Genomic DNA, 13023 nt, shown 5'->3' with positions numbered 1-13023 from the left:
GCTGGCGCCGCGGGGCGCGCCCATTCAGTATGCAACCATGCATCCCGACCCGCATCTCGCGCTGCGCGAGCGCGTCATCCGCGGCGTGCTCGAGGGCCCCGGGCACGCCGAGCCCGCCCTGCGCGCGGCGGCCTTCGCGCGCGGCGCGCTCCCCGACGACCTCGCCACGCTGGTCGATCGGATCCACGCGCATGCCTATCGCGTCACCGAGGCCGACGTGGGGCGCGGCCAGTCCACCCGCGGCGACGACGCGATGTTCGAGGTGATCGTGAGCGCGGCGCTCGGCGCCGCGAGCGCGCGCCTCGCCGCCGGACAGCGGGCGCTGGAGGAGGCATGAGACTCCAGCGTGTCCACCGGGGGCATGGCCTCAAGGACAAGCTCCTGCTCGCCATGATGCGCGTGCTCGCCGGGCACGCGCCCGGCGTGGTCCGCACCCTGCTCTATCGCAAGGAGTACTTCGGCCGGCCGTTCAGCGCGCTCACGCAGCAGGTGATGCGCGGCCCGAGCGAGTGGAGCGTGGGGGAACGCGAGATCTTCGCGGCCTTCGTCTCCAGGATGAACCAATGCGTCTTCTGAACCAACGCCCACTCCGCGGTCGCGGAGACGGCGCTGGGCAAGGGGACGATGGGCCCGATCCTCGCGGACTACCGGACAGCCCCGATCGGCGAGCCGCTCCGGGCGACGCTGGGGCTCCTCGCGAAGTGCACGCTCGATCACGAGGCGCTCACGGCGGATGACGTGCGCGCGGTCCTGGCGCACGGCGTGAGCAAGGCGGCGATCAACGACGCGATGAACGTCGCGTTCCTCTTCAACATCTACGACCGCCTCGCGGACACGCTCGGATGGGAGCTGCCGAGCGAGGCGTACTATCCCAAGGCCGGGGTGCGAATGCTGACCCACGGCTATCTCTAGCGGAGCGCAGTGACATGAGCACGATCGCATTCATCGGGACGGGATTGCTGGGCGCGGGCTTCGTCGAGGCGGCGTGCGCGCGCGGCGACACCGTGCGCGTCTGGAACCGGACGGCGTCGAAGGCGCAGGCCCTGACCGCGTTCGGCGCCATCGCGTGCGCTTCTCCCGCGGAGGCGGTGACGGGGGCCGAGCGCGTGCACCTCGTGCTCCCCGACGACGCGGTGGTCGCTGACGTGATCGGGGCGCTGCGGCCCGGGCTCGCCGCTGGCGCGGTGCTGGTCGACCACTCGACCACGCTGCCGGCGCTCACGGCCGCGCGCGCGGCGGCGCTGCAGGCCGAGGGCATCGCATACCTGCACTGCCCGGTCTTCATCGGCCCGGCGGCGGCCCGCGAGTCGAAGGGGATCATCATGGTGTCGGGGCCGGAGGAGACCTTCGAGCGGGTGCGTCCGGCGCTCGAGCGGCAGGCCGAGACCGTGCGCTATCTCGGCGCGCGCCCCGACCTCGCGGCGGTCTACAAGCTCGTCGGCAACGGCCTCCTGCTCGGCCTCGCCGGGTTGATCGCCGACGTCTTCTCGGTGGCCGCGGGGAACGGCGTCCCGGCCCCCGACGCGCTCAAGGTGCTCGACTTCTTCAACCCGGCCGGGATCATCCAGGGCCGCGGGAAGAAGATGGGCGCCGGCGACTTCACCGCGTCCTTCGAGCTGACGATGGCCCGGAAGGATGTGCGCCTGATGATCGAGGCGGCCGGCGACCTGCCGCTGGCGATGCTGCCGGGGATGATGGCGCGGATGGATGCGCTCATCGCGCGCGGCTACGGCGCGCAGGACACCGGGGTGATCGCGGTGGACGCGGTGGAACGGGGCCGAAACCCCGCGGCGGCGGCCGGGCGTAGTTGACCCAGGCACCCAGCCCGACCCGGCGGACCCTTTCAGCGAGCAGCCAGCCATGACGAAGACCGACCTGCAGCTCTACACGCGGACCGACCTCGAGAACGCGGCGACGAAGGGCCAGGTGATCGGCTGGGTGCAGGGGGCGGGCGGGTTGCTCGTGCTCGGCGTGGTGTTGAAGTTCGTCGGGCTCGTTCCGCTGCTGGTCGTGGGGGGTGTGGCGGCGTTCCTTGTGGTGCGGGCGCTGCGCAAGTAGGGTGCGCGCGCGGGCTGGCTCGGAGGCCACCTCCCCCGCCTGCGGTATCGGTCGAACACCGCAGGTTCCGATGCGTGCACCAGCAGGTATCGCGTCGTGCACCCCGAGGTATCGCGTCGTGCACCCCGAGGTATCGCGTCGTGCACCCCGAGGTATCGCGTCGTGCACCGCAGGTATCGTGTCGTGCACCCCGAGGTATCGCGTCGTGCACCGCAGGTATCGTGTCGTGCACCCCGAGGTATCGCGTCGTGCACCGCAGGTATCGTGTCGTGCACCCCGAGGTATCGCGTCGTGCACCCCGAGGTACCGCGTCGTGCACCCCGAGGTATCGCGTCGTGCACCGCAGGTATCGTGTCGTGCACCCCGAGGTATCGCGTCGTGCACCCCGAGGTATCGCGTCGTGCCCCGCAGGTATCGTGTCGTGCACCCCGAGGTATCGCGTCGTGCACCCCGAGGTATCGCGTCGTGCACCCCGAGGTATCGCGTCGTGCACCCCGAGGTATCGCGTCGTGCACCCCGAGGTATCGCGTCGTGCACCCCGAGGTATCGCGTCGTGCACCCCGAGGTATCGCGTCGCGCACCGCAGGTATCGCGTCGTGCACCTGTAGGTATCGGGTCGTGCACCTGTAGGTATCGGGTCGTGCACCTGTAGGTATCGGGTCGTGCACCTGTAGGTATCGGGTCGTGCACCGCAGGTATTCGATCGCGCACCTCTAGTGTTGCGATCGTGCATCAAGGGGGCTCGACTCGCGCATCGCAGGTATTGATCTGAGCACCGTAGGTTTTGAATCGCGCACCGCTACCTCTCGCTTCAGCGATCGCCTGGATTTTGGCCGCGCGACACACCTTCACGCCTCGGAGGACGCCGATGTTCGGTTTGAGCGGGATCGAGGGCTTCTTCATGCTCGTGCTGACGTTCCTGCCGTACCTCATCGGCGCGGTCGCGCTCTGGATCGGCTGGCGATTCGTGCGGTTGCGGGAACGTCAGGCGCTCGAGGCCCGCGCCGAGCGGCAGCTCGAGCAACGCGTCCAGCTCCTCGAGGAGATGTTGACCCGGATGAGCACGCAGGTGGAGCAGGTCACGCAGGGCCAGGAGTTCGTCGCGAAGCTCCTCGAGAGCCGGGCGAAGGAGCCGCCGCGCGCCAGCTGAGCACCGTGCGGAAGACCGCCCGGCTTCAGCGAGACGTCACGCGCCCCTCATGGTCCCCTAACCCGATCGCCATACCAGCCTCAGCGACCGTCGCCAACGTGCGGCCACCACCCAGGCCCCGAGGCGATCATGCATGCCGACTCCCGCCACACCGTCGCGCCCGTCCCCAACGTCACGCCGATGATCGACGTGATGCTCGTGCTCCTCTGCATCTTCATGATCGTCACGCCGGCCCTCTCCGCGGGCGTCGACGCCGAGCCGCCGCAGGGGGAGCATCTCCGGCCGCATCCCGACGACGGCGACGACCACACGCTCGCCATCGACGCGAGCGGCCGGCTCTGCCTCGATCGCCGGGAGATCACCGCCGCGGAATTGCCGAAGGCGCTCGCGGGACTCTTCCCCGCGAGCGCCTCCGAGTTCCAGCCGGGCTGACCCGCGCGCGCTCAGCCGTCCCGCTCGTCCCCGTCGCGATCCCGGTCCTCGAACGCCCGCACCGAGTTCTGGATGTTGTTCTCCACGGTGCTCTTGTTCCCGCCACCGCTCCCCGCCGTCGCCGGATTGATCAGCGGGCCGGCAGCGCCGTTGCGGAACCAGCTCGCGATGTCGATCCGCACCGTCAGGTTCGTCGGCGTGACGCCGTCCACCACGAGCGGCGGCGACAGCGACTCCTCGGCGTGGAAGTTCACGTCCGAGAGGTAGGTGAACGGCGTGCCGTTGTAGAAGCCGGTCACGCGGATGCTCTCGCCCGTCGGCCAGTTGGGGTTCGCGACGAGGAAGGCGGCGTCGCCCGCGTCATCGCTCACCTTGTGGACCTTCATCCGCATCGACGAATAGGTGCCGGCGGCCACGTCCACCTCGAGCACCTGCGACGCGACGTCGGTCAACGGCAGCACGACGAGGCGCGCGGAGGCGCTGAAGTACTCGCAGCTGTCGGACGAGAGCGTCGAGTCGCACCCGCTCACGCCTGCGCGGCGCAGCTCGATCTCGCGCGCGACCACCTCGACGCGGGTGATCACGAGCGTGTCGCTGCCGGCCGTGACCATGAGCGAATCGCCCACGGCGTTGGCCATCGTCGCCGAGGACCGGAAGCCGGCCGCGACGCCCGCGAAACGCGCGCCGGCGAAGGAGAGGCTGACGCTCTTGGCGCCAGGCGCGGTGGCGCTGTCGCAGGCCGCCGTGGCGACGGCGAGCGCGCAGAGGGAAAGGAATCGCTTGGCGGACATGGACTGCCTCCTCGAAGTGTGCCGGCGGACGAGGGTCGTCCTCCGGGCTGGACCATGGGGATCGGTGCCCCGTTGACCCCTTCCAAGAGCAATGGACATACCGCGGTGACGATGGCGCCACCACGCGCTACAACATGTTGCCTGACATGAGGTTAGGGCTGCGGTAAGGCATCCCAGCACACACCGGGAATGCATCGGCGCGGTACATGGCTCTCACGTTTCGTTATAGGCATCTCGCGGTCGCAATGCCGTCTAGCGTCGCCGTGATCAGGCGGTATCGTTACGCCGCGCGCCGGATCGACCCACCACTCCCCGATCCCAATCCCACGAACCGAACGGAACGCGTGGTCTCCCTCCCTCGGATCCTCTTCGCGCTCGGCCTCCTCGTGGGCTACACGTGGGCCGCGTGGCTCCGCTTCGACCGCGACGCGCGCGGGATGAGCGTCGCCGTCGTCCTCGCGTCGCTCGCGGTGATGGCATGCGGCGCCTGGGTCCGCGCCGGACAGTTGCGCGCCGACCGACGCGCCATCGGGAGGAGCAGCCCTCGCGATGCGTCGTCCGGCGCCGGGCAAGACGACTCCGTGGAGGCACTCGTCGCGTGGGATCGCGCGCAGCAGGCGACCGGAACCGAGCAGGTGGTCCGCCGCGGCCCGATCTCCCACGGGCTCCGGCTCGTGCCGGTCGCGTACTTCTGGGTCGGTACGGTCGGGCTGCTCCTGGCACCCGAGCGCATCCTGCCGTTCGTGTCGTCCGCCGTCCCGCGCTTCGTGATCGCCGCCGCGTCTGCCGCCGCCGTCTCACTCGTTCTCGCCATCGGGCTCGGACTGTACGGGTGGACGCGCGCCCGGTCGCGGTCCCGACGCGGGGCGGTCCCCACCCTCGGAGGTCTTCCGTGACCGGTCCAGGAGCACCGATGCCATCGCCCACCTCGCGCCGCTCGCGCCCCTCCCACCTGCTCCGCGCCGCGCTCTGCGCATCGCTGGTCGCGCTCGCCCCGGACCTGCCCGCCCAAGGCCTCATCTCCGGCCGCGCCGTGCTGGCCAACTCCACCCGACCCCTCGCCTGCGTGGACGCGGCGCTCCGCCGCACCGACGGCACGCTCATCGCGACCACCTTCACGCGCGAGGACGGCACGTTCGAGTTCGCGGCACCGCCGGCCGGTCGCTACGTCGTCGCCTTCAGCACGCTCGGGATGGCCGAGGCGGTCGCGCCGCTCGACTCGCTCCGCCCCACATCCGATCTCGACCGGACCTTCGCCGTCCCGCTCAACGCGGTGGACTCGCTGGTCGAGCACGTGGACGCGAACCGGCGGAACGTCCGGTTCGCGCAACTGGCGCGGACGAGTGGCGCTCCCCGCTATCCCGCGACGGAGCGCGAGAACGGCCGGGAGGGCGGGGTCGTCGTCGCGCTCGTCGTGCGGCCCGACGGCCTCGTCGACCCGACCTTGACCTCGACGCTGTATGCGTCGGCGGAGCCGTTCGACACGGCATTGCGCGAGGCCTACGCGCAGATGCGGTTCGAGCCGGCGCAGTTCGGCGGGCAGCCGCGCTGTTCCCTGCTCGTCCTGCCCTACATCTACGAACTCGCCGCCAATGGGGCCACGCGGTCCAGCTCCTACGTGCTCGCCGAGGTCGGCGTGCTCGCCCCCAGCGTGGTGACGCCCATGCCCGAGGAGCGGCGCGGCGTCTGCCCGCCCCTCCCGGTCGAGGCCGAGGGCACGCCGCTGGTCTATCTGGCGTGCCAGGTCGATCGCGAGGCGCGCGAAGTGCGGAACAGGGCGCGGCTCGATTGGGAGCCGGCCGAAGGGGAGATCCGGGCCAACTCGTGCTTCCGCGCGGAGACCCGTTTCGTCGTGGACGCGGCCGGGGTGCCGGAACCGGGCACGGCGGTCCTCGTCTCGACGAACAACAGCGCCTTCGGCGCCGCCGTGCTCGCGATGGCGCCTGACCTGCGCTTCGCGCCGGCGCGCCTCAAGGGCCGCCCGGTACGGCAGGTGGTCACCTACCGGGAGTCGGTCGGGGTCAGCGTGAGCATCCAGGATGGCATCGGCGTCGGGTCCTCCACGCCGTCGCGCGTGTCGCGCTGCTGACCCCTCACCTCAAGCCCCCCGCCTGCGGCGTCGATACTGAAGGGGACACCCATCCCCTTTCGAGCCGCCGTGCCCTACATCTTCCCGCGCCTGCAACAGATCATCAGCCGAGGGGACGACCTCCCCACGCTGCCGACGATCGTCCTGCAGCTGCACCGCGTGCTCGACGACCCGCACGCGGGGGTGTCGCGCGTGGCGCACCTCATCGAACAGGACCCCGCGCTGACCACGCGGCTGCTGCGGCTCTCCAACTCGGGCGCGTTCGGGCGCGCCGGGGCGCCCATCTCGACGGTCAGCGGCGCGATCGCGCGCATGGGCCTCAACCAGGTGCGCGCGGTCTGCACGGTGCTCGCCGTGGTGAAGGCCTTCGGGAACGGGCGCGCGCGATTCGACCACGAGGAGTTCTGGTCGCACTCCGTGACGGTCGCCGCGCTCGCGCGCCGGCTCTGGGCCGCGGTGGGTGATTCCCGCGAGATCCGCCCCGAGGACGCGTACCTCGTGGGCCTCCTGCACGACGTCGGCCTGCTCGTCGTGGATCAGTACTTCCCCGACGAGTTCTCGGAACTGCTCGACGCGCGCGCCGATCACGACGCGCCGATCGGTCCGATCGAGGAGGAGCACCTCGGCATCGACCATGGCGCGGTCGCGAGCCTCCTCATCGGGCGGTGGGCGCTGCCGGAGTTCATCGCCGACGCGGTCTACCATCACAACCATCCGCAGGAGGCGCCGCCGGAGGTCGCGCGACTCGCGACGGTGATCGCGGCGGCCGAGGCGATGTGCTGGCAGCTCGACGTGGGCTTGCCGGTCGAGGGGCGTCCGCCGCAGCCGGCGGCGGTGCTGCTGCGCGCGCTCGAGGTGCCGGCGCGCGACGTGCACGGGATGATCGACTGGACGGAGGATGCGTACACGAAGGCGGCGCTCCTACTCGCCTGAGCGTCAGCGCCGCGCCGGCAATGCCTCGCGCTGCAGTCGCTCCAGCTCGCCGCGCACCGTCGGGAGGATCGAATCCCCCTTCGGCGTGCCGATCAGGTTGTCCATCTGGAACGGGTCGCTCACGACATCGTACAGCTCGTCCATCCCCTGCAGCTCGCGATACGCGATGTAGGTGTATCGCTCGGTGCGCACCGCGTCGTAGCCCATGGTGAGCGTCCGCGGGAAGACGATGTCGGTGTAGTACTCGAGGAGGACCGAGCGCCGCCAGGTGGTCGCGCTGCCGTCGAGCACCGGCACGAGCGACACGCCCTGTCGCGGCACGGTGTCGGGCACGCCCGCGAGCGCGAGGAGCGTCGAGGCGAAGTCGATCGTCTGCACCATCTGCGCGGGCGTCGTGGCCGGCCGCGCGACGCGCGGGTAGCGCACGATGAGCGGGATCCGCGCCGACTCCTCGTAGGCGAGCCGTCGCTCCTGGTCGAGGCCGTGCTCGCCGTAGAAGTAGCCGTGATCGCTCGTGAGGACGATGATCGTGTTGTCGAGCTGGCCGAGCGAGTCGAGGGTCGCGACGATGCGGCCGAGGGACTCGTCGACGCCGAGGAGCATCTCGAGGCGTGCGCGGACGTCGGCATCGCTGGTGCCGGTCTCGGGCGAGAGGGGCGGCAGTCCGGGGATCGCACGCTGCAGCGCCGGCTTCCGTTCCGGCGCGCGACGCGCGTTCTCGCGCCGCGGCACGACGGCGGTCGCGTACCGCCCCGCGTGGCGCGGCGCCGGCACGAAGCCCTCCGGCTGCCCCGTCGCCATCGTCCCGCGCGTGCCGTCGTTGCGCTGCACGATGTTCGGGTGCAGCGCCTTGTGCGCGAGGAAGACCATGAACGGCGCCGCGCTCGAGTCGCGGAGGAACCCGACCACCTGGTCGGTGAGCACGTCGGTCACGTAGCCCTCGACCACGCGCCGCGTACCGTCGAAGTTCAGCGACGGATCGACCGCCTCTCCCTGCCCGCGCATCGCGACCCATCGCGTCCAGCCCGGCCGCGGGGAATCGTCGTTCCCCATGTGCCACTTGCCGAAGAACCCGGTGCGATAGCCGGCGGCCTCGAGCGGGATCGCGAAGGTCGCGAGCCGATGGCTCGCCGAGTCGCGCGCGGTGTTGTCGGTGATCCCGTTGGTCCGCACGTACTGGCCGGTGAGGATGCTCGCACGACTCGGCGAACAGAGCGGCGTGCTCGCGAAGGCGTTGAGGAAGCGCGCCCCCTCGGCGGCGAGGCGGTCGATGTTGGGCGTCTCGGCGAACGGATGACCGGCGGCACCGAAGTCGTCCCAACGCAGGTCATCGACGAGGACGAAGACGATGTTGGGGCGCGCCGGCGCCGCGGGCGCGCAGGCGATCGCCGTCGCGGCGAGGAGTGCGACGAGCGCACGCGCCAACGGCGCGCGACGCGGACGGTCGAGGGGAGCGGTCACGGCGGCAACGTTATCTCCCGCCGAGGGCCGACGCTAGATTCCCGACGTGCCCCCACGCCATTCGATCCGTCGTGCGCTCGCGGTCTCGTGGTTCGCCGCGCTCGCCGCCTGCGGTGCTCGGGACGGCGCGAGCGCGGCGCGCGCGGTGCCCGCGGTGCCCGCGCCGGGTCCGGCGCCAGACGGCATGGTCTGGATCCCCGGCGGCACCTTCTCGATGGGCGACGACGGGCCGTTCGCACTGCCGCATGAGCGACCGGTGCATGCCGTCGCGGTGAGCGGGTTCTACATGGACGTCCACACCGTCACGAACGCCGCCTTCGCGCGCTTCGTCGACGCGACGGGGCACGTGACGGTCGCCGAGCGCGCGCCCGCGCTCGAGGAGCTGATGCGCGGGATGCCGCCGGGGACGCCGCCACCCGCGGCCGACCTCCTCGTGCCGGGGTCCCTGGTGTTCACGCCGACGTCGGGCGAGGTGGACCTGCGCGACGTGAGCCGCTGGTGGCGCTGGGTCCCTGGCGCGAACTGGCGTCATCCCGGCGGGCCGGGCACCGACCTCGCCGGAAAGGCCGACCTCCCGGTGGTGCACGTGGCCTGGGAGGACGCGGTCGCCTATGCGCGATGGGCGGGCGGACGCTTGCCGACCGAAGCGGAGTGGGAGTACGCCGCGCGCGGCGGCCACGAGCGTCAGGCGCATGCGTGGGGCGACGGCGCGCACGACGCCGAGCATCCGCAGGCGCACATCTATGGCGGGACCTTCCCGCTGCATCCCGCGGAGCCGGTCGCGGTGGGATCGTTCCCGCCGAACGGCTACGGGTTGCACGACATGGCGGGGAACGTCTGGCAGTGGACGGCGGATCACTATCGGCCCGACACGTACGCACGCCGCGCGCACGAGGCCCCGGTGCACGACCCGACCGGTCCGGCGACGGGACTCGACCCGCGCACGGAGGGCGAGCCGATGCGCGTGATCCGTGGCGGCTCGTTCCTCTGCAATGATGTGTACTGCCGCGGCTATCGCGTGAGTGCGCGCGGGACGGGCGCGCCGGACACCGGGGCTTCGCACATCGGATTCCGCGTGGTGATGACGCCGGCGCAGTGGCGCGCGAGGCGTGCCGTGGTGCGGTGAAGGGTTCGCGGGACCGGCGCTCTTGCTCGCCTGACCAGGATGGGCATATTCCTGTTCGCGCATCCCCCCACCGGTCCACATGCACGACCCGCACCGCTCCTGGCACCACACGCTCGTCAAGCTCGGCCGCCTCCGGACGCTTCTGCTCATCACGGGTTTCTCCGTCGCGCTCTCGCTCGCGCTGACGGTCGTCGCGTACCTCGTCTTCAACGGCCAGCCGTCGGATCGCGCGGCGTACTTCATCCCGGCGGCGATCATCCCGGCGATCGTCGCGCCGTTGGCGACGTGGGCGGTGGTGCGGATGGCGTTCGAGCTCGACGCCGCGCACACGCAGGTCGCGCGGCAGGAAGCGCGCTCGCGCGCCCTGCTCACGGCGGCGCCGGTGGGGATCGCGCATCTTGCGCGTGACGGCCGCGTGCTCGACGCCAACGCGCAGTTCGTCGCGCTCGCCGGCAGCGGTACCACCACCGGCGCGGCAGCCACCGCCGACTGGCGCACGCGCCTCGCCGACCCTGCGGACCGGGCCGCGCTCGAGCGCTCGCTCGCCGAGGGCGCCCCGCGCCGCGACCTCCGCTGGCCGTGGCACCTGCCGGACGGCACGGCGCGCGTCGTGCGCGCGCATCTCGTGCCCGCGGGTGGTCCCGAGGACGCGGTGCTGGTCCTCGAGGACGTCACCGCGCGTGAGGCGGATGCCGCGGTGGCGCGCCGCGCCGACAAGCTCGACCTCGCCTCGCGCCTCGCGAACGGGGTCGCGCACGACCTCAACAACCTGCTCACGATCGTGCGCGCGAGCGCGGCCGCGCTGCGACCCGTCGGCGATGCCTCGGCGATCGGCGCGATCGACGAGGCGACGGCGCGCGGCGCGCGGCTCACGCGACGACTGCTCGCGATCTCGGGGCGCGACGTCCACGACCCCGTCCTCCAACCGATCGCGCCGCTCCTCGACGACACCGCCGACCTGATGCGCCGCGTCCTGCCGTCGGGTATCGCGCTCAAGGCCGATCGCGCGACGACCGCACGGCTCCGCGTGGATCGTGATGCCGTGGAGCAGGCGCTGTTCAACCTCATCGTCAATGCGCGCGACGCGCTCGGTGACGCGGGTACCGTCCGTCTCGCGATCGAGATGCGTCGCGACGAGGGACGGGCGTGGACCCTGCTGACGGTCACCGATGACGGGCCGGGGATGTCGCCCGAGGTCCTCGCCAGGGCGAGTGAGCCCTTCTTCACGACCAAGCCCGCGCACCTCGGCACGGGCCTCGGGCTCGCCATCGTGCGGGACACGATGGCACGACACGACGGCCGCTTCGTGCTCTCCAGCACCCCGGGGACCGGCACGCGCGCCGAGCTGTGGTTCCCGACGCCGAGCGAGGACCTCGACGTCGCGACCGCCACGCCCACCGCACGGCGCTCGACACCGACGCGGACGCCTCTGCCGGCGATCGACGGCCATCACCTCCTGCTGATCGAGGACGAACCGTTGGTGCGCTTCGCGACGGAGCGGATCCTCCTCTCCTTCGGCGCGAAGGTCCGCGCCGTCGCGTCCGTCGAGGATGCCCTGCCCTGGCTCGCGGGGGTCGAGCGGTACGTCGCCATCGTCAGCGACGTCACGCTTCCCGGCGCGAGCGGCCTCGACCTGCTGCGCACGCTCCGCGCGCAGGGCGTGCGCACGCCCGTGCTGCTCGTCTCCGGCTATTCGGCGGAGACGATCGAACAGTCGATGGGGGACGATCCGAACGCGGCGTTCCTCGGCAAGCCGTGGGATGTGGAGACGCTCGAGGCGAAGCTGGTCGCGCTCATCACCGGGGCGCGCCCGTAGGCGGCCGCACCCACCAGTACCGGCTCCCCTCCCCGTCCTGCCGCGTGACGAGGTAGCGCCCCGCGTGCTTCCCGAGCACCGCATCGTCCACGGGGAGTCGCACGCGGAAGCGCGGCTCACCCGCCGCCGAGAGGACCAGCCACTCCACCTGCTCCCCCAGCTGGTCCGGTGTGCCACGGAGCCAGATCTCACCGTCGCGCATGGTCACGAGCGCCGTGACGAGCGGCATCCGCGTGGCCATGCCCTGCGTGAGCTGGCGCGCCGCGGCGTCGCGCATCGCCCCCGGCGGGAAGCCGCGGAGTCGTGACGCGCTCGCCTCCGCGATGTCGCGCTCCAGCGGTTCGCGCGGCACGAGCGCGAAACCGATGCGCCGCACGAGCGCGCCCGCGGAGTCGTAGAGCTCGACGACGAGCTCGCCGCCGTACGCGAACACCACCGACCCGTCCTGCCGCAGCGCGAACCAGTCCGCGGGCGTGAAGAGTCCGGGTGGCTGCCGCATCGCCATGAGCGCGTAGGCCGGCTGGCGCAGGGCAAGGGTGTGCAACTGGCGCGCGCTCGGCGCAGCGCTGTCGAGTGCGAAGACGTGCACCGGGAGTGAATCGCCGGGCGTCTTCGGGACGTCCGTCGAGAGGATACGCAGTTCGCCGCGAACGAAGCCGAACCCGCCCAACGGCGCGGGCGGGAGGGTGACGAGCGCGGTGGAGGCGGTGGCACCATCGCGCGAGTAGCGCAGCGTGCGACGGGCAGCGATGTCGAGGATCAGGGCGTCGCCGGTGGGCGAGAACCCGAGCAGCCCCGGGATGCGGTACTCGCCCGGTCCGCTGCCTTCGCGTCCGACCCGCACCGCGGAGTCGGTGCCGGCGAGCACGCGGCCGACCTCGGCGCGACGACCGCTCGCCATGAGGAGCAGCACGTCGCCGTCGTCGCCGACGACGGCGTCCGCGCGCGGCGGGGTGAGGCATGCCAGTGGATCGGCGCAGAGCGGCGCGTCCGGTTCGAGCGCGATGGTGGGGACGGCCTCGTAGGCGGCCGCGTCACGGATCTCGGGTGCGACGGTGCGCGTGGGCGGGGCGGCCCGATCGCACGCCGTGGCGAGCATGCTCGCCAGGAGGAAGAGACGTTGAGGGCGCATGGGGCGAATGTCGGCGGCGAGACGCGCGCGGGCAA

General features: G+C 71.8%; 15 protein-coding genes. 12 read left to right on the top strand and 3 right to left on the bottom strand.

Annotated features, from left to right (window positions below; all coding sequences use genetic code 11):
• Nucleotides 1–37 precede the first annotated feature (37 nt).
• The 7 genes from IPJ78_08035 to IPJ78_08005 all read left to right on the top strand — a co-directional run bounded on the left by IPJ78_08035 (nucleotide 38) and on the right by IPJ78_08005 (nucleotide 3640).
• Nucleotides 38–337 carry a hypothetical protein gene (locus tag IPJ78_08035; protein ID MBK7906499.1) on the top strand — a complete coding sequence of 100 codons (300 nt, stop codon included), beginning with the start codon at nucleotides 38–40 and terminating at the stop codon, nucleotides 335–337.
• A complete protein-coding gene (locus IPJ78_08030) occupies nucleotides 334–576 on the top strand; it encodes a hypothetical protein (GenBank protein MBK7906498.1) in 243 nt (80 codons plus the stop codon). The genes IPJ78_08035 and IPJ78_08030 overlap by 4 nt, the downstream gene beginning before the upstream one ends.
• 48 nt (nucleotides 577–624) lie before the next feature.
• Entirely contained in the window at nucleotides 625–912 is a 288-nt protein-coding gene (locus tag IPJ78_08025) for a hypothetical protein (protein MBK7906497.1), read from the top strand.
• A gap of 14 nt (nucleotides 913–926) precedes the next feature.
• Nucleotides 927–1811, top strand: a complete 885-nt coding sequence (locus IPJ78_08020) for an NAD(P)-dependent oxidoreductase (protein MBK7906496.1) — start codon at nucleotides 927–929, stop codon at nucleotides 1809–1811.
• 49 nt (nucleotides 1812–1860) lie between these two features.
• Nucleotides 1861–2058: a hypothetical protein gene (locus tag IPJ78_08015; GenBank protein ID MBK7906495.1), complete on the top strand. Its 198-nt coding sequence runs from the start codon at nucleotides 1861–1863 to the stop codon at nucleotides 2056–2058.
• A gap of 868 nt (nucleotides 2059–2926) precedes the next feature.
• Entirely contained in the window at nucleotides 2927–3208 is a 282-nt protein-coding gene (locus IPJ78_08010) for a hypothetical protein (GenBank protein MBK7906494.1), read from the top strand.
• 129 nt (nucleotides 3209–3337) lie between these two features.
• The gene (locus tag IPJ78_08005; GenBank protein ID MBK7906493.1) at nucleotides 3338–3640 is read left to right on the top strand and encodes a biopolymer transporter ExbD; all 303 of its coding nucleotides are present in this window, start codon (nucleotides 3338–3340) and stop codon (nucleotides 3638–3640) included.
• 11 nt (nucleotides 3641–3651) lie between these two features.
• On the opposite strand, the gene IPJ78_08000 is transcribed toward IPJ78_08005, so the two are convergent.
• Nucleotides 3652–4431, bottom strand: a complete 780-nt coding sequence (locus IPJ78_08000) for a hypothetical protein (GenBank protein MBK7906492.1) — start codon at nucleotides 4429–4431, stop codon at nucleotides 3652–3654.
• A gap of 344 nt (nucleotides 4432–4775) precedes the next feature.
• Between IPJ78_08000 and IPJ78_07995 the strand changes: the two genes are divergently transcribed.
• The 3 genes from IPJ78_07995 to IPJ78_07985 all read left to right on the top strand — a co-directional run bounded on the left by IPJ78_07995 (nucleotide 4776) and on the right by IPJ78_07985 (nucleotide 7453).
• Complete coding sequence (locus IPJ78_07995) at nucleotides 4776–5327, top strand: hypothetical protein (protein MBK7906491.1); 552 nt, start codon at nucleotides 4776–4778, stop codon at nucleotides 5325–5327.
• Nucleotides 5328–5344: 17 nt separating this feature from the next.
• A complete protein-coding gene (locus tag IPJ78_07990; protein ID MBK7906490.1) occupies nucleotides 5345–6520 on the top strand; it encodes an energy transducer TonB in 1176 nt (391 codons plus the stop codon).
• A 69-nt stretch (nucleotides 6521–6589) separates the two neighbouring features.
• Nucleotides 6590–7453, top strand: coding sequence for an HDOD domain-containing protein (locus IPJ78_07985; protein ID MBK7906489.1), 864 nt, complete (start codon nucleotides 6590–6592; stop codon nucleotides 7451–7453).
• A 3-nt stretch (nucleotides 7454–7456) separates the two neighbouring features.
• On the opposite strand, the gene IPJ78_07980 is transcribed toward IPJ78_07985, so the two are convergent.
• Nucleotides 7457–8914: a sulfatase-like hydrolase/transferase gene (locus tag IPJ78_07980; GenBank protein ID MBK7906488.1), complete on the bottom strand. Its 1458-nt coding sequence runs from the start codon at nucleotides 8912–8914 to the stop codon at nucleotides 7457–7459.
• 46 nt (nucleotides 8915–8960) lie between these two features.
• On the opposite strand from IPJ78_07980, the gene IPJ78_07975 reads away from it, so the two are divergent.
• Nucleotides 8961–10040, top strand: a complete 1080-nt coding sequence (locus IPJ78_07975; GenBank protein MBK7906487.1) for a formylglycine-generating enzyme family protein — start codon at nucleotides 8961–8963, stop codon at nucleotides 10038–10040.
• Between the two features lie 79 nt (nucleotides 10041–10119).
• Nucleotides 10120–11856, top strand: coding sequence for a response regulator (locus IPJ78_07970; GenBank protein MBK7906486.1), 1737 nt, complete (start codon nucleotides 10120–10122; stop codon nucleotides 11854–11856).
• Here IPJ78_07970 and IPJ78_07965 read toward each other — a convergent pair.
• Nucleotides 11837–12988, bottom strand: a complete 1152-nt coding sequence (locus IPJ78_07965) for a hypothetical protein (GenBank protein MBK7906485.1) — start codon at nucleotides 12986–12988, stop codon at nucleotides 11837–11839. The two genes, IPJ78_07970 and IPJ78_07965, sit on opposite strands and share 20 nt — an antisense overlap.
• Nucleotides 12989–13023: the final 35 nt, after the last annotated feature.

Source organism: Gemmatimonadota bacterium (assembly GCA_016714015.1).
Classification (GTDB): domain Bacteria; phylum Gemmatimonadota; class Gemmatimonadetes; order Gemmatimonadales; family Gemmatimonadaceae; genus Pseudogemmatithrix.
Note: the sequence above shows the minus strand (reverse complement) of the source record. Positions and strands in the feature narration are given on the sequence as shown.